The organism is Ferrovibrio sp. (genome assembly GCF_017994015.1).
In the GTDB taxonomy this organism is placed as follows: domain Bacteria; phylum Pseudomonadota; class Alphaproteobacteria; order Ferrovibrionales; family Ferrovibrionaceae; genus Ferrovibrio.
The window spans coordinates 1-18,521 of record NZ_JAGOLP010000061.1; the positions used below are offsets into that span (position 1 = coordinate 1).

Sequence of the window (18,521 nt, forward strand, 5' to 3'; positions counted from 1 at the left end):
GGTCAGATCACGCGCCAGATTGGTCAGCGGCACTTCGGCGGTCGGGATCATCCAATAGCCGGTGGTGGTGCGGAACAGGTCATCGCCAAACTTGGGCAACTGGCCGGTGCCGAAGGCGGTGTCGTCATTCACCAGCAGCGGCACGATGGTTTCAGAATAGCCGAATTCGGTGCTGTGCAGGTCGAGCATGAACTGGCCCAGTGCCCGGCTGAGCCGCGCCAGTTGGCCGCGCATCACGGTGAAGCGCGCCCCGGCCAGCTTGATGCCGGCATTAAAATCCATCAGGCCAAGCGCCTCGCCCAGTTCAAAATGTTCCTGCGGCTTGAAGGCAAAATTGCGCGGCGCGCCATGGCGGCGAAGTTCCTGATTGTCGTTCTCGCTCAAACCGGGCGGCACATCATCGGCCGGCAGGTTGGGGATGCGGCTCAGTGCATCCTTCAACTCGGCTTCAAAACTCGCCTGATCGGCCTCATGGCGCGCCAAAGCATCCTTCAACGCCGCCACTTCGGCCATCAATTCGCTGGCGCGGGCCTCGTCCTTCTTGGCCTTGGCGGCGCCGATTTCCTTCGACAAGGCATTGCGTTTGGCCTGGGTGGCGTCAAATTCGGCCTGGGCGGCGCGGCGCTTGGCATCCAGCGCCACCAGGGCCTCGGCCTGCGGCGGCAGGCCACGGCGCGCAATCGCCGCATCGAAGCCGGCCGGATTATCGCGGATGGCTTTTATGTCATGCATCGGAAATACCTATATCGCTTATGGCGCGGGCGGGGTGGCGCCGTTTTCGCCGGTCTCGACTGGTTTGGCGGGCTCGGCTGCGGCTTCCTCGGCGGCTTCCGCCGCCTTCTCCGCCGCTTCCCGCTTGGCGCGATCACGCTCGATCAGCTTCACTGCCCAGATCGAAATCTCGTAGAGCAGGATCAGCGGCACCGCCAGGCCGATCTGGCTGATGACATCCGGCGGCGTCACCACGGCGGCAAAGATGAACATGCCAACGATGGCGTAGCGCCGCTTCGCCGCCAGGCCGGCAGCCGATACGATGCCAACCTTGCCCAGCAGGGTCAGCAGCACCGGCAACTGGAAGGCCAGGCCGAAGGCGAAAATCAGCGTCATCACCAGGGAGAGATATTCGCTCACCTTGGTTTCAAGCTGGATCGGGATCGTACCGTCGCCGCCATGGCCTTCAAAGCCGATGAAGAATTTCAGCGCCAGCGGCATAATGAACCAATAGACGAAGGCGCCGCCAACGGCGAACAGCACCGGCGTGGCCACCAGGAAAGGCAGGAAGGCGCGTTTTTCGTCCTTGTAGAGGCCGGGCGCAACAAACATCCAGATTTGTGCCGCGATCACCGGGAAGGCCACCACCGCCGCGGCCCAGAAACCCAGTTTCACATAGGTGAAAAAGGCTTCCTGCGGCGCGGTGAAGATCATGCGCCGGCCTTCAGTGCTGCCCATCGCCTCGATCAGCGGGTGCATCAGCAGGTTATAAATCTGCGGCGCGAAATAATAACAGGCGAAGAAGGCCACGAAGATCGAGCCGACCGCCCACATCAGCCGGTTGCGCAGCTCGATCAGATGATCGAGCAGCGGCATGCGAGAGGCTTCAACCTCGTTTTCGGGGCTATTGTCGCTCACGGCTTCGGTTCTTCCTTGGCCGGCGCCACCACAACAGGCTCTGCCGTGGCAATCACTGTTTCAGCCGGCACGGTTTCTGTCGTCACCGCATCCGCCGGGCTGGCAGCCGGCAGGGTGCCATCGGGTGAAACCAGATCGTTATAAGATGGCAGGGCTTCGGCGGTCAGGGTCTTTTCCAGGCTGCCATCGGGATCAACGGTTTTTTTGATCTCGTTCTCAACCGAGAAATCAGTGACCGACTTGGCCACCTTGCGCAATTCGTCCAGTTCAGACTCGCGCACCATGTCGTCGATGCCGGACTGGAATTCACGCGCCATGCTGCGCGCCTTGGCGACCCATTGGCCGACGCTGCGCAACACTTTCGGCAGGTCTTTCGGGCCGATCACGACCAGCGCGACCACCGCGATAATGCCAAGTTCCGACCAGGCAATGTCGAACATCGCCGACGCCTTCAATGCAAAGGCCGCGCGCCGTCAATCACGGCGCAGCGGCGGTTAATGAACAGATGGGCCGGAACGGCACCGATCCGTGCCAAGCCTCTCAGTGCCAAGCCCGTCAGTGCTGGGCCGGCTTGTCGCTGGTGGCACCGGCCTGGGCCGTTGTGCCAGCCGCCGTTGCACCAGCTTGGGGCGCGGCGGCGGTTTGTTGGATCACGCCGGCATCCTTGGCGGCATCCTTATTCTCTTCCGTCTCTTCCTTCATGCCCTTACGGAAATTCTTGATCCCCGAGGCCAGGTCACCGGCCACTTTCGGCAGCTTGCCGGCGCCGAACAGGATCAGAATAACCACCAGAACCAGCAGCCAATGCCAAATGCTGAACGAACCCATCATCTCTCTCCTTGAAGCGGCCGGGCAATGCCAGACGCCGGAACCGTCTCGATCAAGCAGCACTATGGCAGAGTTTGCCCCCGCTAGGCAATTCACTCAGCCCGGCACTTTTCATAGTTAAGTTGCGGGAAATACGAAACAAGCGCTGTGATTCAGGGCCAGCCGCAATTCCGCGCCATCGCCCAGCGCCGGCCCCGGCGGCAGCCGCGCCACCAGAGGCATGCCCGGCAAAGCGTCAAACATCACTTCGGCGCGGCGGAAAGCGCCCAGTGAGCGCGCGCGCAGCACGCGACAGGGCAAGCCATCAGCCGCTTCCACCAATGCTTCCGGGCGAAACATCAGCAAGGCGTCCACTGCATCGCCCTGCCCGCTCGGCACCGGCAACTTGCCCCAGGGCGTTGTCACCGTACCGCCTGCGGCGTGCAGCAGCAGTTCATTGGTTTCCGACAGGAAGCGTGCCGCAAATGGCGTTGCCGGGCGGGCATAAACCCCATCCGGCGTATCCACCTGCACCAGCCGGCCAGCCTGCATGATGCCGATCCGGTCACCCATACGCATGGCTTCCTCGGGGTCATGCGTCACCAGCAAGGTGGGGGTGCCGGCCTGTTTCAGCAGTTGCACCGTGTCGTCACGGATCTGGTCGCGCAGCCGGTTATCCAGGCTGGAGAAAGGTTCATCCAGCAGCATCACCGCCGGTTCCGGCGCCATGGCGCGGGCCAGCGCCACGCGCTGCTGCTCGCCGCCGGAAAGCCGATGCGGAAACACATCCAGATGCGGCGTCAGGCCCAGCCGGCCGGCCCAGGTTGCGGCGGTTTTGCGTCGCGCTGCATGATCGCGGCGGTTCAGGCCGAAGCCGATATTATCAGCCACTGTCAGATGCGGAAAAAGCGCATGATCCTGAAACACCATGCCGACATGGCGGTTTTCGGTGGGCAGGTTTACACCGGCATCGGCAACCACGCGGCCATCAATGCGCACCACACCGTGCTGTAAATCCTCCAGGCCGGCAACCAGGCGCAAAGTGGTGGATTTGCCGCAGCCCGATGGCCCCAGCAGGCAGAATATCTCACCCTCACCGACCGCGACGGACACCTGGTCTACCGCCAGCCTGTCACCATAAAAATGGCTGACCCCGGTGAGGCTGAGATCAGGCATGTTTCTGCGGTTCTTCGCTTTCGCCGGGCGCGGCATCCGTCTCGGCCGGCTCTGGATTTGCCGGTATCGCCTCGGCCTCGCCCTCGGCCTCGGGCGCCGCGCCGTCATTGGCGGCAACCGGCGCGGTTTCCGGATCGGCGATCAGCGGCTCCAGGAATTCGCGGCCATCATCATCCTCACCCAGCGGGTCTTCCGGCGTGGCATCATCCAGCGCCTCGCCCGGCATCGGCAGGCCGCCACTGGCCGGCAAAGCTTCCAGCAGGCCGGAAGCACGCAGTTCCTCCAGACCCGGCAGGCTGTCGATGCTATCAAGGCCAAAATGCACCAGGAATTCATCCGATGTGCCATAGGTCACCGGGCGGCCCGGCACGCGGCGGCGGCCACGCAGCTTGACCCAGCCGGCTTCCATCAGCACATCCAGCGTGCCTTTCGACAGGCCAACACCACGGATTTCCTCAATCTCGGCCCGGGTCACCGGCTGGTGATAGGCCACAATCGCCAGGGTTTCGATGGCAGCACGCGACAGCTTGCGCGTTACCTCGCGATGATGCTCCAGCAGATGCTTGAGATCAGGCGCGGTCATGAAAGACCAGCGCCCGGCAAGCTGCTTGAGGATCACGCCACGCGGGCGATACTGGTCTTCCAGCGCAGCCAGCAGGGCCTTGATCCGGGCATTCTTGGGCAGCCGCTTGCGCAGGCTGGCCTCGTCCAGCGGCTCGGCGGCAGCGAACAGCAACGCCTCGACAATACGAAGCTGCTGGGCAAATTCGGCTTCGCTGTCGCTCGGCTCGGCATTGTCCTCGGCTGCCTCGCCGTCGTCATCGGCGGCTTCCTCAGCCTCAGCCTCAACGTCGCCTTCAGCTTCCGGTTCGGCTGCAATCTCGGCCACGGCCTCGTTCTCCACCACTTCGGGCAGCGTGTCTTCGGCCTGGATTTCGCTCGACTCTGGGCTCGGCTCGGACTGCATCGTTACTCTTCCTGCTGCGCCGGCGCCGGTGCCGGCCCGTTATCCTGGACCAATCCGGTATTGCGGCGGATATAGATCGGGCCAAAGCTCTGCACCTGGCGCAGTTCGATCAGGCCCTGCTTGGCCATTTCGAGCGTGGCATTGAAGGTGGAGGCAAGCGCCGACTTGATGGTGAAGGGGTCGGTCAGATCAGGCGGTAGGAAAGCCTGCAAGGTCGCCCAATCCGGGATCGCGCCGATCATGTTGCGCAGCCGGGTCAGGGCTTCTTCCACCGACACGATCTGGCGCCGTGCCATGCGCATGGTCAGCGCTTCGGTATTGCCCCGGCTGGAGCGGAATTCGGCATATGCCTTGAGCAATTCGAACAGGCTGGCGGTGAAGATCGATTTGCGGATCACCCGCACGCCTTCCGGCATGCCGCGCAGGAACATCGACAGGCCAACCTGGTCGCGATTCATCAGCTGCTCGGCCACCTGGCGCATGGCTTCCAGCTTGCGCAATTGCAATTGCAGCCGCTCGGCCATTTCCTCGCCGCTTGGCTCGCCCGGCTTTTCCTTTTCCGGCAGCAGCAGGCGGGATTTCAGATAGGCCAGCCAGGCCGCCATCACCAGGTAATCGGCGGCCAATTCGAGGCGGCTTTTGCGCACTTCGGCCACAAAAGCGAGATACTGCTCGGCCAGTTGCAGGATCGAGATGCGGCGCAGATCCACCTTCTGATCGCGGGCCAGGGCCAGCAACACATCCAGCGGCCCCTCAAAACCATCCAGTTCCAGTACCAGTTGCTGTGCCAGCGCCACCGGCTCGGGCAAGCCATCGCGGGTCGGCGCTTCAAACGCCGCCACGGCCGCAGCCTGCTGCGGGTCGGTCTGCTGCTGGTCGGCCACCGGCATATCAGGGGCAGACGGGTTGGGCGTCTCGGGTTCGGTCACTGAGGTTCACGCAAATAAGAAGCGGTGCGCTTTGCTCTAGCGGCTGTGGCCGGCCAAAACAAGCAGGATGTCCTGTAAACCACTCACCAGCGGCGACAGGATTTCCGCCACCGGGTTGAACGACCAGCCCAATGTTTGTGCTGCAAGTGGCACGGCCAGCATAAAAACCAGCAAAATCACCATGCCATAGGGTTCCAGCCGGGCCAATGGCCGCGCCAATACCAGCGGCAGCCAGCCCACAGCCACCCGCCCGCCATCCAGCGGCGGCAAAGGCAGCATGTTAAAAACACAGAGGATCAAATTGATCAGAATGGCATTTTCCAGATTCATCGCCAGCCAGCCGCCGACCCAGACGCCAAAATATGGCAGGGCGTGATACAGCAGCATGGCGATATAGGCTTGTGCCAGGTTGACTGCCGGCCCGGCAATCGCCACCAGCGCCATGTCGCGCCGCGGCGATGGCAGGCGCCAGAAATCCACCGGCACCGGCTTGGCCCAGCCAAACAGGAATGGCGCCTTCATCAGCAGCAGCAGGCCCGGCACCACCACAGTGCCCATCGGGTCGATATGGCGCAGCGGATTGAAACTGACCCGGCCGAGGCGATAAGCAGTGTCATCGCCCAGCTTCCAGGCCGCCCAGCCATGTGCCGCTTCATGCAGGGTGATGGCCAGCAAAGCCGGCAACACCCAGGCCGATGCCTCAAGCAAAAAACTCAGAACCGAATCCATGCCGGATAATCAGGCGCGCGCGGCGCGCGGTAAAGCCTCGGCCAGCAATTCATCAAGCCGGTGGCGCTGCTCGGCAGCAAAGGATTGCGGCGCGACTGGCTTGGCGGCAGCGGCCACAGCGATGCGGCGGGCGGCAGCCGGCGCCATGACCGGCAGGCCGCCAAACAGCGCAGCCATTTCGTCCAGCTTGCCGGAGCAATGCAGCACCAGATCGCAACCGGCCGACAACGAAGCCCGCGCCAGATCGGGCAGCGCGCCGTTCAGCGCCTTCATCGTCAGGTCATCGGAGATCAGCACACCGTCAAAGCCGATATGGCCCCGGATCACCTCGTGGATCACCTTGGCCGAGGTGGTGGCTGGCAGAGCTTGGTCATAAGCCGTATAAACAATATGCGCGGTCATTGCCCAGGGCGCATGGCGCAAAGCCTTGAAGGGCAGGAAATCGCTGGCTTCCAGCACGGCCTGGCTGGCTTCCACCACCGGTAATTCCAGATGGCTGTCGGCCCGCGCCCGGCCATGCCCGGGCATATGCTTCACCACCGGCAGCACGCCGGCATCCAGCAGGCCGCGCAAAGTCGCCTCGGCCAGAGCCGCCACGATCTCGGGGCTGAAGCCATAGGCGCGGTCGCCGATCACATCATGCGCGCCGGTCACCGGCAGATCGGCCACCGGGGCGCAATCCACATCGATGCCCAGGGCTGCCAGCTCGGCGCCGATAGCGCGGGCATTGAGATAGGCCGCCTCACGGCCTGCCGCTACATCCTGCTGGTACAGCGCGCCGAAACGCGCCGCTGGCGGAAAGACCGGCCAATGCGGCGGCTTGAGCCGGGCCACCCGGCCGCCTTCCTGGTCGATCAGCACCGGCGCAGCCGGGTTGCCAACAGCGGCGCGGAACGCCGCCACCAGGCTTTTCACCTGGGCCGGATTATCGATATTGCGCGCAAACAGGATGAAGCCAAAGGGCCGCTTTTCAGCAAACAGCGCCTGCTCGGCCGGGGTCAGCGCCAGGCCGGCACAGCCGACAACAACCGGCGCAAAAATATCAGCGGGCAACAACGATGCACCCCTGCTTCTGTGCCGAGAGTTTTTCGCATAGCGCCTGGGCCGCAGCGCGATCCCGCAGCGGGCCGGCCTGCACGCGGAAGAACACGCCCTTGCCTGGAATATCAACTCGGTCGTAATTCGCCGTCAGGCCACCCAGATCACCGGGGAATTTCTTTTGCAATGCTGCCCAGGTGGATTGCGCCTGCGCCTGTTCCGGCAATGACGCCAGCTGCACGCGGGCCGAACCGGCCGTGGCGGCAGCCGGTGCTGGCGTGGCAGCCGGGCGCGGTGCCGCAGCAGGGGCTGGGCTTGGCGCGGCTGCCTGCCGTGCAGGGGCTGCCGGCGTGCCTGCGGGAGCTTGCGTTGCCGTTGGCGCCGGGGCCTGGTTTGGCACCGCATTGGCCGGGCGGGTCGGGATGGTCACAGAAGCACCAGCAGCAGGCATTGTGCCGGCCGGTGCCGGGGTCACCACTGGCGCCGTGGTGCTGGCCACCGGGCGTTCCGGCGGCGGCAGCAGCTTTTCGGTCTGCGGCCCGGTATTGCCGGTGGTGTTGCCCAGCCGCTCATAAATCTGCTTGTCCTGGTTTGGCACCTGCATGCCGCCGGGGTTTTCCGGCGCCACCTTGGCCGGCCCCTGATCGGCACGCACCAGCGGCGGTGCCCCGGATGCGCCACGCTTCACACCCTGGTCATAGGCAAACCAGATGCCAATGCCAAAAGCCGCCACCGCGCCCAGCGCGATACCGGCGGTGATCATCCGCTTGGCGCCGCCGGCAGCGGCATCCGGCCCGGGGGCCGCATTGGGAACCGGGCGCGAAGACCGGTCAGTGCGCAGGTCACTCATGCTTACCTCATTTCTTCAACGGGCGAGACGCCCATCACCGCGAGGCCGGAAGCGATAACAATCGCCACCGCACGGATCAGCGCCAGCCGGGCGCGAGTCAGTTCCAGGTTATCCGGGATCAGGAAACGCGCCGTCACATCATCGCGGCCAACATTCCACAAGCCGTGGAAAGCCGCCGCAACTTCCTGAAGATAAAAAGCCACGCGATGCGGCTCATGCGCTTCGGCAGCCGACTCAACCAAACGCGGCCAGCCAGCCAGCAGCTTGAGCAAAGCCAGTTCCGCCTCATGACCCAGCAGGCTCATATCGGCAGCGGCCAACGCGGCATCATCGGTGGCAATGGCCGGCACTTCGGTGCGCGCATTACGCAGCACCGAGCAGATGCGGGCATGGGCGTATTGCACATAAAAGACCGGATTATCCTTCGACTGCTCGGTCACTTTCTTGAAATCAAAATCGAGCTGCGCGTCATTCTTGCGCGTCAGCATGATGAAGCGGACCACGTCCTTGCCCACTTCATCCACCACATCGCGCAGCGTAACGAAGGTGCCGGCCCGCTTGCTCATGCGCACCGGCTGGCCGTCATCCAGCAGGTTGACCATCTGCACCAGCTTCACATCCAGCTCGCCCTCGCCGCCCGACATCGCCTTCACGGCGGCCTTCATGCGCTTGACATAGCCGCCATGATCGGCGCCCCAGATATCGATCATCTGCTTGAAGCCACGGCGATACTTGTCGTCGTGATAAGCGATGTCGGCGCCGAAATAGGTCCAGGAACCATCGGATTTCTGCAACGGCCGGTCGGTGTCGTCGCCGAATTCGCTGGCCTTGAACAAGGCTTGCGGCCGCGCCTCCCAATCATCCGGCAGCTTGCCCTTGGGCGGTTCCAGCACGCCGGTATAGATCAGGCCGCGCTGATGCAGGCGATCAAAAGCCTGCTGAACCGCGCCGTTTTCATGCAGCAAACGCTCCGAGGTGAAGACCGCATGGCGGATATTCAGCGCCGCCAGATCGTCGCGGATCATGTCCATCATCGCATCGGTGGCGGCGAGGCGGAAAATCGGCAGCCAGTTCGGCTCCGGCGCGTCGCGGTATAACGCACCGTATTTCTCTGCCAGGGCGGCGCCCAGCGGCTTGAGATAATCGCCCGGGTAAAGCCCTTCGGGGATTGTGATGCTTTCGCCCAAAGCCTCGCGGTAGCGCAGATGCGCCGAACGCGCCAGCACATCCACCTGGGCGCCGGCATCGTTGATGTAATATTCGCGGCAGACCTGATAGCCGGCCTTTTCCAGCAGGGCAGCCAGGGCATCGCCGAACACGGCGCCGCGGCAATGGCCCACATGCATCGGCCCGGTCGGGTTGGCCGAAACATATTCCACATTCACCGGCTCGCCATTGCCCAGCCGGCTGTCGCCATAGCCAATGCCAGCCTTCAGGATCACCGCTGCCTGGGCCTGCCAGGCCGCCGGATTGAGCCGCAGATTGATGAAACCCGGGCCGGCGATTTCCACCGCCGTCACCGCTTCATGCGCGGCCAGCAACGGCTGCAACTTCTCGGCCAGGGCGCGCGGCGCCATTTTCGCCGGCTTGCCCAGCACCATGGCCACATTGGTGGCCAGGTCGCCATGCGACGCATCACGTGGCGGCTCCACCGTGATGGCATGCAACGGCAACTCGCCCGGCAGCACACCCTGCTCGGCCAGTTGATGCACGGCTTGCTGAACCGCGCGGCGAAATTCGGCGAAAATATTCATATTCTACAAGACCCAAACGGTTCGAATCGCGGCGGACACTACAGACCGGACCCCGGCATGGCAACGCCGCGCCAGATTGGCCCAGTTAAATTGACATCCGGGCGAAACTCCCTAAATACTGGACTTGCAAGGGTAAAGCCTTGGTAAACCGGAGATGAATAAAGCAATGGATGCGGTTTTGCAGGATCAGCAGGCTTCCGCCACCGGGTTGGCCCCCAATGCCAGCGCGGCGGCCCCGGTCGGGCTTTCGGCCAATGCGGCCAAGCGGATCGGTGTTATTGTTGCCAGCGAGGGCAATCCAGCGCTGAAACTGCGTGTCTCGGTTTCCGGCGGCGGCTGCTCGGGGTTTCAATACAGCTTCACCCTGGATGATGCCGTTACCGGCGACGATCTGCTGGTGCAGCGCGACGGCGCCACCCTGGTAATTGACCAGATTTCCGCCGATTATATGCGCGGCGCCGAGATCGACTTTGTGGAAGACCTGTCTGGCGCCGGCTTCCAGATCCGCAATCCGCTGGCCACGGCAAGCTGCGGCTGCGGCAATTCCTTCGCGGTCTGATCCGGCTTGCCCGCCGCGCTGCTGCTGATCGACCTGCAATTCGCCATCGATGCGCCCTATCACGCTGCCGAAGGGCCGCGCAACAACCCCGAGGCCGAGGCCAATACCGCCCGTCTGTTGACGGCCTGGCGCGCTGCCGGCCAGCCGATCATCCATGTCCGCCATGATTCAGTGCTGCCCGACTCGGCCTACCGGCCGGGCCAGCCCGGCAACGATTTCAAACCCGCCACGGCACCGCTGCCCGGCGAAACCGTGATCGCCAAACGCACCAACAGCGCCTTTATCGGCACCGGGCTGGAACAGCATCTGCGCCAAAACGGCATCAATGCCCTGGTGGTGGCCGGCGTGGTCACCAATAATTCGGTGGAAGCCACCGTGCGCATGGCCGGCAATCTCGGCTTCGACACCTGCCTGGTGGCCGATGCCTGCTACACCTTCGCCAAACGCGACTTTACCGGCCGCCTGCATTCGGCCGAAGAAGTGCATGCCATGTCGCTGGCAAATCTGGCGGGTGAATATTGTAGTATCGCCGACACGGCGACGATTCTCGCCGGCTTTGCAGAAACCGGCCCGGCATGAAAATCGCTTCCTGGAATGTCAATTCGATCAAGGCCCGCCTGCCCAATGTGCTGGACTGGCTGCGCCGTGCTGCGCCGGATGTGGTGCTGTTGCAGGAAATCAAATGCCAGGATGCCGATTTCCCGACGCTGGAATTGCAGGAACTGGGCTATGCCTGCACCCCGCATGGGCAGAAAAGTTATAACGGCGTTGCCCTGCTCTCCAAGCTGCCGGTCAGCGATATCCGCATTCGCCTGCCCGGCGATGATGCCGACGAGCAGGCGCGTTACATTGAGGCCGATATTGCCGATATCATCGTGGGCGGGCTGTATCTGCCCAATGGCAATCCGCGCCCCGGCGATAAATACGATTACAAGCTGGCCTGGATGCGCCGGCTGGAAGCCCATGCCGCCCGGCTGCTCGCCGCCGACCGCCCCTTCCTGCTCGCCGGCGATTATAATATCTGCCCCACCGACATGGACGTGTATGACCCGGCCGGCTGGGCCGAGGATGCGCTGTGCTATATCGACAGCCGCAAGCGCTTCCGCGCCCTGCTCAATCTCGGCCTCACCGAAGCCTGGCGTGCGCTGCATCCCAATGTGCAGGAATATTCCTTCTGGGATTATCAGGCCGGCGCCTGGCCGAAAAACCACGGCCTGCGCATCGACCATTTCCTGCTCAGCCCGGCCCTGGCGGATCGCCTCAAGGCCTGCGAGATCGACCGCCAGCCGCGCGGCCAGGAAAAAGCCTCAGACCATGTGCCGATCTGGGTCGAGATCGACTAAACCTTAAACCCGATGCGGAAGCCGCCCCAATGGCGGCCGCGCACCGCGATGGGCGCCGAGGCATCCTTCATCAGCAGCAACTGGCCGCCGCCCATGTCGCGGCGGTAGCATTGCAACAGGTATGACTTGGTGCTGCGGCCGCAGGCCAGGCCGACCGGATCGTTGAAGATGCGGCGGTTGCGGCAATTGGCGGCATTCCATACCGGGTCGCTGCCCTGCGGCTGGCTGTATTTTGTGTTATGCGTCGGCAGGAAGCCGTTGCGGTCGAGTGCCGCGCAGAAGGCGATGGCGCTGTTGGCACTGAGGATCGGTTCCTGGATTTTCGGCAAGTAGGTGTCGGTGAATTTGACGAAGCGGGTCATGAATTGCTGCGGGTTGCTGCCCGGGATCGGCTGATAGGTTTCGTCGAACAAATCCTCCAGGCGGATTTCGCCGCGCTCAAGCGCACGCTCGAACAACTCGGTGATCTGCGCTGCGCCCTGCCGTGCCGCCGAGACAAAAGGCAGATCGGCCACGGTGGTGACAAAGGCGGTCTGGGTGGCGAGATTGGCAACCTGCTTGTCGATCTCCTGAATCGAGCTGGTGGTACGTTGCACCACGGCGAGATATTCGCGTGTGGCCTGATCCATGCCTACAATGGCCTGGCTGACGCCCTGCACGCGGCCAAGCTGCTCGCTTGACGCCTGCTCGATCTCGCCGAGTTGCTGGCCCATATTCTCGATGGCGCCGGCAATCTGCTGCAACACGGTGCCGGTTTCGCTGACCAGGCCGACGCCAGATTTCACCTTGTCGTTCGACTGTTTGATAATGGCGCCGATATCCTTGGAGGCATTGGCCGAGCGGCCGGCCAGGGCGCGCACTTCCTGCGCCACCACGGCAAAGCCCTTGCCGGCCTCGCCGGCACGCGCCGCTTCCACACTGGCATTCAGCGCCAGCAGGTTGGTCTGAAAGGCGATCTCGTTGATCAGCGAGGTGATCTCTGAAATGCGCTGCGACATCTCGGCCATCTCGTTCATGGCCTCGACCGAGCGGCCGACCACCTTGACGCCATTCTCGGCTGCCGCACGCGCCGCTGCCGCCTGCTGGTTGGCGCGTTTGGCAGCCAGTTCGTTGGCCTGAGCCGCTTCGTTCAGGCTGCGCGTATCGCTGGCCACGGCGCTGAGAGAGTCAGATTGCGCCTCGGCGCGCTGCGCCAGGCCCGCCGCTTCGCGGTTGAGCTGCACCGTGGAAGCCGAGATTTCATTGGCGGCATAGAGAATAGTGCCGACCACTTCACTGAGGCGATTGATCGCCTGCGCCGCGCCTTCACGGATGGCGGCAAAATCGCCGCCCTGGCGATAATTCATGCCTTCCGACAGATCACCTTCCGCCATGCGGGCAAAAAGCTGCTTCAACGCGCCAACCACTTCATCCAGGCTTTCCGCCATATTGTTGAAGCGCTGGGCGATATCGCCGCCGGCAGCATTGACGCGCCGGTCCAGCACACCGCCGCCGATGGCGCTGCACAATTCAGCCACCTGGCTCATCGCCTGCTGATCGCGCCGGGCATTCGCCTGCATGTCGGCTTCCAGTTCGCTGAGGCGCTGGCGCAGGCCGTCGCGCTCGGCCGTCAGGTCGCCCCACAGCGTATCAAGCCGTTCAAATGCCCCAAAGAGCGGCGCCGGCCGCGCCACAGGCGGCAGATTGGGCCAGGCCGCCAGCGCCTCACGCAGCAGCCCGTCGCCGCCCTGGCCAATGATAAAAACCGCTGCCAGCAGCGCCAGCAGCAGCACTGTCGCGCCGGCACCAATCAAGGTGGTGCCCGCCATCGATTGCGCCAACAGGCTGAGTGTGGCGGCCGCCAAGCCAAACAGGATGATCACAGGCAACCCGACGCGCAATGCTACCGGTAGTGTTGCTATAACACGCATATTCCCTCCTAACTTTATGCGCAGGCCGGCACGAACCAGCCAGACCTGCGTTATTTTTCGATAATAGTATCTGGCCGGACGAACCCGCACCATGGCATTTGCGGCGGCATGGTGCGGGGCGCCTGCGACCTTAGTCTAAATCACTCGCATGAATGCGCGTGCAACGCGATGGCAACGCAACCGTCATGGTGTTGTCGCCTAAGGGGGCTATCGGGAGGGCGCCGCCCCCTCACCCGATTCCCGGATAAAGCCATGCCCCACCAGCTTCCCACCGGCACCACCCGCGCCCAGGCTTATGAAGCCTCCCAGGATGCCGGCATCAATCCCAGCGCCAATGCCCAGTTTGACCATATCGTGGTGCATCGTTATGGCCGCCGCTCGGTGCTGCAAGGCCTGTTGGCCGGCAGCGCCCTGGCTGCCACTGGCGGTTTGTTCGCCCCGGCCGAGGCCCAGGCGCAGTCCCAGGCCAAGGCGGCAACGCCGGCCCGCCACAGTTTTGCCTTTGCCGAAGTGAGCCATGGTGTAGACCGCACGCATCATGTGGCGGCGGGCTACAATGTGGATGTACTGATCCGCTGGGGCGACCCGGTGACTGCCGACGCCCCCGCCTTCGATCCGTTGCGCCAGAGCGCCCAGGCGCAGCAGAAGCAGTTTGGCTACAACAACGATTACGTGGCCTATATGCCGCTGCCGCTGGGCAGCACCAACCCGGCGCGCGGCCTGCTGGTGGTGAACCACGAATATACCAACGAGGAACTGATGTTCCCTGGCCTTGGCCGCCAGGAAGCCAAGAGCGTGAATTTTGCCGGCATGACCGCCGAATTGGTGGCGATCGAAATGGCCGCGCATGGCATGAGCGTGGTGGAAATCCAGAAAACCCCTGAAGGCAAATGGTCGGTGCTGAGCGGCAGCCGCTACAATCGCCGCATCGATGCGCTGGATAGCCGCTGCATCCTCACCGGCCCGGCCGCCGGCCATGCCCGCTTGAAAACCCGCGCCGATACTGCCGGCCGCAACGCCATCGGCACGATCAACAATTGTGCCGGCGGCGTCACGCCCTGGGGCACCGTGCTGTCCGGCGAAGAGAATTTCCACGGCTATTTCTGGGGCAAGCTGGACGATACCAGCAGCGAGGCGCGTAACCACAAACGCTATGGCGTGCCTGACAATTGGTATGCCTGGGGCAAGTTCCATGAGCGTTTTGACATTGCCAAGGAACCCAACGAGGCGAACCGCTATGGCTGGATCGTGGAGGTTGATCCCTATGACCCAACCTCGGTGCCGAAAAAGCGCACCGCTTTGGGCCGCTTCAAGCATGAGGGCGCCACGCCGGTGGTGAACCAGGATGGCCGCGTGGCGGTGTATAGCGGCGATGACGAGCGTTTTGAGTATGTCTACAAATTCGTCACGCGCGACCGCTTTGATCCGAAGAACCGCGCCGCCAATATGGATTTGCTGGATCACGGCACATTATATGTGGCGCGCTACAATGCCGATGGCAGCGGCATTTGGCTGCCGCTGGTGCAGGGCCAGGGGCCGCTGACGCCGGCCAATGGCTTCAACAGCCAGGCCGATGTACTGATCGAGGCGCGCCGCGCCGCCGACCTGCTCGGCGCCACCAAGATGGACCGGCCGGAGGAGATCGAGGTCAATCCGGTCAGCGGCAAGGTCTATGCCATGCTGACCAATAACAGCCGGCGCAAGGCCGACCAGCTTGATGCCGCCAATAGCCGCGCCGCCAATGAATGGGGCCAGATCGTGGAGATGGTGCCGGAGAATGGCGATCATGCCGCCTTGCGCTTCACCTGGAACCTGCTGATACAGGCCGGCGATCCGCTCAATCCGGCGGTGGCTGGCAAATACGGCCCGGAAACCAGTAGCAATGGCTGGTTTGCCTGTCCCGATAATGCCGCTTTCGACAGCCAGGGCCGCTTCTGGGTGGGCACCGACCAGGGCGAAGCCTGGAAGAAGGCCAGTGGCACGGCGGATGGCATCTGGGCGGTGGAAACCGAAGGCCCGCAGCGCGGCCGCTCAAAAATGTTCTACCGCAATCCGGTCGGCGCCGAGATTTGCGGCCCCTGCTTCACGCCGGATGACAAGGGCCTGTTCGTCTCGGTGCAGCATCCCGCCGCTGATGGCGCCGAGGCATTCACGCGTAATGGCAAGGTTTCCACGTTTGAAGATCCGGCAACTCGCTGGCCGGATTTCAAGGACGGCATGCCGCCGCGCCCCTCGGTTATTGTGATCACCAAACAGGATGGTGGCGTGCTCGGCAGCTGATCCCCACCCCAGCTTTCAGAAGCGGTAGCCACGGGCCTCCGGACACCATGCCGGGGGCCCTTTTTCTGGCTCAGGCGGCATCGCTCTGACTGTCATCCTTGCGGCTGTCATAAGCCCGCCGCGCCGCCTGCACCTGTGGCTGATTGGCCTCGGCCCAGCCGGCCAGTACATTGATGGCGCCGGCCAGCGAACGGCCCATTTCGGTCAGTGCGTATTCCACTTGTGGCGGCGTGCTGGGGATCACCACCCGGCTGACCAAGCCATCACGCTCCAGGCTGCGCAACGTGACCGTCAGCATACGCTGCGAGATGGCGGGGATTTCCCGCCGCAACTGGTTGAAGCGCAGCTTGCCGGCCTGCACCAGCACCAGCACCACCAGCACGGTCCAGGCATCGCCAACCCGGTCCAGCACATCACGCACCGGGCAGGCATAAACCTTGGTATCACGGGGTCCGGGGCCGGATGACATGGAGGGGGCGCCTTTCAGATGGTTACCCTGCTGTGCCTTTGGCACGATATGATGCCTTCTTTACACTAGATTACAAGAGAGTATCTAGTTCCTTCTCGTAACTTGGTATTCCACAGGAAGGAACCTGACATGAAACTCGCCATCATCGGCATCACCGGCCGGATCGGCTCGCGCATCGCAACCGAGGCGCTTAATCGTGGCCATAGCGTCACCGGCTTTGCCCGCAACCCAGGCGCCGGCACCGCCCCGACCGGCGTGACCGTGTTACAAGGCGATGCCGGCCAGCCTGAAGCCTTGGCAACCAGCCTGCGTGGTTTTGATGCCGTGGTGGCCGCCGGACGCTTTGCCAGCTACAGCGCCGGCCCGCTGGTGCAAGCCCTGCGCCTGGCCGGGGTGAAGCGCGTTCTGGTGGTGGGCGGCGCCGGTAGCCTGGAAGTGGCACCGGGTGTTGCCCTGGTCACCACGCCCGGCTTCCCGGAAGCCTATAAGCCGGAAGCCAGCGCCGGCCTGGTATTCCTGAATGAATTGCGCCGGATCGACGATCTGGAGTGGACTTTCTTCTCGCCCGCCGCAGAGATCAACCCTGGCGAGCGAACCGGCACATTCCGGCTCGGTGGCGATGCGCTGCTCACCGATGCCGAAGGCCATAGCCGGATTTCCATGGAAGACTATGCCATCGCCGCCGTTGACGAACTGGAAGCGCCGAAAAACATCCGTAAACGGTTCACTATCGCCTATTGATACCGATCACATCTTGGTCAGGGGCTTCCGGAATCCAGTCCGGAAGCCCTATTCTTTCCAGAATCCGCCCGATATAACCGCCAGGAAGTGTTTTTCAATTCACGGTTACAAATCAGGCAGACATGGCGCCCCGCAAGGAACGTCCCCGTATCATCAAGGCGCCGCAGGGCCTGCGGCAGCGCGCGATCAATTACAAGACCGGCTTCGATCTTAATCTGACCGACGAACTGCGCGCCCGCATCGAGGCCACCATCCTGGAGAGCAAGGATGAGTTCTCCACCGAAGTGCTGGATAAGCTGCGTGAAATGCGCCGGCTGGCCAAGGAAGCCGAAGTCGACGAATTCCAGCGCATTTTTATCCTTGGCACCATCACCGACCTGGCTTTCGACGTGAAAGGCATGGGTGGCACCTTCGGCTTTCCGCTGCTCACCCAACTGGCAAAGTCACTGCATGATTTCATGGCCAAGCTGGCACTGCCGAATGACCGCCAATTCGAGGTTATCAGCATCCATATCGACGCATTGTATGTTGTGCTGGCGCGCGGCATCAGTGGTACTGGCGGCAAGCTGGAGCAGGAATTGCTCGCTGGCCTGCGCCTTGCCGTGGAAAAGACCCAGGACTTAATAGAATAATACACACTTCGCTTACCTTTTACGGCCAGGATCGCCTGCATGACCACCGATGCCGATATCTGGCGAGCTGCCCGCGACCTGATCGCCGACCATGGCGCACGCCGCGCCGAAAGCCATGCCGCGGCCCAGGTGGATGAAATGTTTTCGTCGGGCAATTTTGTCGGCCACCTGTTATGGCGCCGTATCCTGAAAGCGGTGCGTGGTCTCAACGCCCAAGCCACGCCGAGCAAAAGCGCCCGGCGCTGATCGGCTTTACACTTTTGTGGTGGTGGGCAGGCCGCGAGCGCCTTCGATTGAGGAACCGCGCAGGTCGGCATCGGTGAAATTGGCATACATCAGGTTGGCTTCCCGCAGATCAGTGCAGATCAGCTTGGCGCCATGCAGATTGGCATTGGCCAGGTTGGTGCGGCGCAGATCGGCACCGCTGAGATTGACCTGAGCCAGATGCGCCCGCGCCAGATACCAGCCTACCATCACGGCGCGGCGCCCTGCTGTGCCGTCACTATCAACCCAGCGCATATGCTGGCGCACGGCTTCATCCAGAATATGCTGCGCCACCGGCTCGGGCACGCGGGCATCACTGCCTTTGAGCTGCTTGAACATGTCAGGCGACAGATCCGCCAGGCGGAAATTCGCCTCATGCAGCTTGGCGCCCTTGAGCTGCACCGCATTCAGCGTGGCATAGGAGAAATCGGCGCCCTCAAGATC

General features: G+C 63.1%; 20 protein-coding genes and 1 pseudogene. 7 read left to right on the forward strand and 14 right to left on the reverse strand.

The window, feature by feature from the left end:
- From KBB36_RS17965 to argS, 11 genes and pseudogenes are all read right to left on the reverse strand, one after another.
- Positions 1 to 732: pseudogene (locus KBB36_RS17965) on the reverse strand (serine--tRNA ligase); the annotation flags it as partial.
- A gap of 18 nt (positions 733 to 750) precedes the next feature.
- Positions 751 to 1,629 (reverse strand): twin-arginine translocase subunit TatC, encoded by an 879-nt coding sequence (tatC, locus tag KBB36_RS17970; RefSeq protein ID WP_290984152.1) that lies wholly within the window; start codon positions 1,627 to 1,629, stop codon positions 751 to 753.
- Positions 1,626 to 2,069, reverse strand: coding sequence for a Sec-independent protein translocase protein TatB (tatB, locus tag KBB36_RS17975; protein ID WP_290984155.1), 444 nt, complete (start codon positions 2,067 to 2,069; stop codon positions 1,626 to 1,628). The genes tatC and tatB overlap by 4 nt, the downstream gene beginning before the upstream one ends.
- Before the next feature lie 115 nt (positions 2,070 to 2,184).
- On the reverse strand, positions 2,185 to 2,457 hold the full coding sequence (locus KBB36_RS17980) for a twin-arginine translocase TatA/TatE family subunit (RefSeq protein ID WP_290984158.1): 273 nt from the start codon (positions 2,455 to 2,457) through the stop codon (positions 2,185 to 2,187).
- 117 nt (positions 2,458 to 2,574) lie between these two features.
- Positions 2,575 to 3,612 (reverse strand): ABC transporter ATP-binding protein, encoded by a 1,038-nt coding sequence (locus KBB36_RS17985; RefSeq protein ID WP_290984160.1) that lies wholly within the window; start codon positions 3,610 to 3,612, stop codon positions 2,575 to 2,577.
- Positions 3,605 to 4,579, reverse strand: coding sequence for an SMC-Scp complex subunit ScpB (gene scpB, locus KBB36_RS17990; protein ID WP_290984162.1), 975 nt, complete (start codon positions 4,577 to 4,579; stop codon positions 3,605 to 3,607). Before scpB ends, KBB36_RS17985 begins: the two co-directional genes overlap by 8 nt.
- A gap of 2 nt (positions 4,580 to 4,581) precedes the next feature.
- A complete protein-coding gene (locus KBB36_RS17995; protein ID WP_290984164.1) occupies positions 4,582 to 5,508 on the reverse strand; it encodes a ScpA family protein in 927 nt (308 codons plus the stop codon).
- A 36-nt stretch (positions 5,509 to 5,544) separates the two neighbouring features.
- Positions 5,545 to 6,237: a site-2 protease family protein gene (locus KBB36_RS18000; protein WP_290984166.1), complete on the reverse strand. Its 693-nt coding sequence runs from the start codon at positions 6,235 to 6,237 to the stop codon at positions 5,545 to 5,547.
- A 9-nt stretch (positions 6,238 to 6,246) separates the two neighbouring features.
- Positions 6,247 to 7,293 carry a beta-N-acetylhexosaminidase gene (gene nagZ / locus KBB36_RS18005; RefSeq protein WP_290984169.1) on the reverse strand — a complete coding sequence of 349 codons (1,047 nt, stop codon included), beginning with the start codon at positions 7,291 to 7,293 and terminating at the stop codon, positions 6,247 to 6,249.
- A complete protein-coding gene (locus KBB36_RS18010) occupies positions 7,280 to 8,125 on the reverse strand; it encodes an SPOR domain-containing protein (protein ID WP_290984172.1) in 846 nt (281 codons plus the stop codon). Before KBB36_RS18010 ends, nagZ begins: the two co-directional genes overlap by 14 nt.
- Before the next feature lie 2 nt (positions 8,126 to 8,127).
- Positions 8,128 to 9,879 carry an arginine--tRNA ligase gene (gene argS, locus KBB36_RS18015; protein ID WP_290984175.1) on the reverse strand — a complete coding sequence of 584 codons (1,752 nt, stop codon included), beginning with the start codon at positions 9,877 to 9,879 and terminating at the stop codon, positions 8,128 to 8,130.
- Positions 9,880 to 10,033: 154 nt separating this feature from the next.
- Here argS and erpA point away from each other — a divergent pair, with 154 nt between their 5' ends.
- The 3 genes from erpA to xth are packed head-to-tail and all read left to right on the forward strand — an operon-like array spanning position 10,034 to position 11,781.
- On the forward strand, positions 10,034 to 10,438 hold the full coding sequence (gene erpA, locus KBB36_RS18020) for an iron-sulfur cluster insertion protein ErpA (RefSeq protein ID WP_290984178.1): 405 nt from the start codon (positions 10,034 to 10,036) through the stop codon (positions 10,436 to 10,438).
- A gap of 6 nt (positions 10,439 to 10,444) precedes the next feature.
- A complete protein-coding gene (locus KBB36_RS18025) occupies positions 10,445 to 11,017 on the forward strand; it encodes a cysteine hydrolase family protein (RefSeq protein ID WP_290984181.1) in 573 nt (190 codons plus the stop codon).
- Positions 11,014 to 11,781 (forward strand): exodeoxyribonuclease III, encoded by a 768-nt coding sequence (xth, locus tag KBB36_RS18030; protein WP_290984184.1) that lies wholly within the window; start codon positions 11,014 to 11,016, stop codon positions 11,779 to 11,781. The genes KBB36_RS18025 and xth overlap by 4 nt, the downstream gene beginning before the upstream one ends.
- Here xth and KBB36_RS18035 read toward each other — a convergent pair.
- Complete coding sequence (locus KBB36_RS18035; protein ID WP_290984186.1) at positions 11,778 to 13,691, reverse strand: methyl-accepting chemotaxis protein; 1,914 nt, start codon at positions 13,689 to 13,691, stop codon at positions 11,778 to 11,780. The genes xth and KBB36_RS18035 overlap by 4 nt on opposite strands.
- Before the next feature lie 252 nt (positions 13,692 to 13,943).
- On the opposite strand from KBB36_RS18035, the gene KBB36_RS18040 reads away from it, so the two are divergent.
- Positions 13,944 to 15,971 carry a PhoX family phosphatase gene (locus tag KBB36_RS18040; protein ID WP_290984188.1) on the forward strand — a complete coding sequence of 676 codons (2,028 nt, stop codon included), beginning with the start codon at positions 13,944 to 13,946 and terminating at the stop codon, positions 15,969 to 15,971.
- Between the two features lie 70 nt (positions 15,972 to 16,041).
- On the opposite strand, the gene KBB36_RS18045 is transcribed toward KBB36_RS18040, so the two are convergent.
- Positions 16,042 to 16,440 carry a helix-turn-helix domain-containing protein gene (locus tag KBB36_RS18045; RefSeq protein ID WP_290984191.1) on the reverse strand — a complete coding sequence of 133 codons (399 nt, stop codon included), beginning with the start codon at positions 16,438 to 16,440 and terminating at the stop codon, positions 16,042 to 16,044.
- A 129-nt stretch (positions 16,441 to 16,569) separates the two neighbouring features.
- Between KBB36_RS18045 and KBB36_RS18050 the strand changes: the two genes are divergently transcribed.
- The 3 genes from KBB36_RS18050 (at position 16,570) to KBB36_RS18060 (ending at position 18,059) form a co-directional block, all read left to right on the forward strand.
- A complete protein-coding gene (locus KBB36_RS18050) occupies positions 16,570 to 17,181 on the forward strand; it encodes an NAD(P)-dependent oxidoreductase (RefSeq protein WP_290984193.1) in 612 nt (203 codons plus the stop codon).
- A 122-nt stretch (positions 17,182 to 17,303) separates the two neighbouring features.
- Positions 17,304 to 17,813, forward strand: coding sequence for a hypothetical protein (locus tag KBB36_RS18055; protein ID WP_290984196.1), 510 nt, complete (start codon positions 17,304 to 17,306; stop codon positions 17,811 to 17,813).
- Between the two features lie 39 nt (positions 17,814 to 17,852).
- Positions 17,853 to 18,059 (forward strand): hypothetical protein, encoded by a 207-nt coding sequence (locus KBB36_RS18060; protein WP_290984199.1) that lies wholly within the window; start codon positions 17,853 to 17,855, stop codon positions 18,057 to 18,059.
- 6 nt (positions 18,060 to 18,065) lie between these two features.
- Here KBB36_RS18060 and KBB36_RS18065 read toward each other — a convergent pair.
- Positions 18,066 to 18,521, reverse strand: a 456-nt coding sequence (locus tag KBB36_RS18065; protein WP_290984202.1) for a pentapeptide repeat-containing protein, incomplete at its 5' end; no start/stop codon positions are given.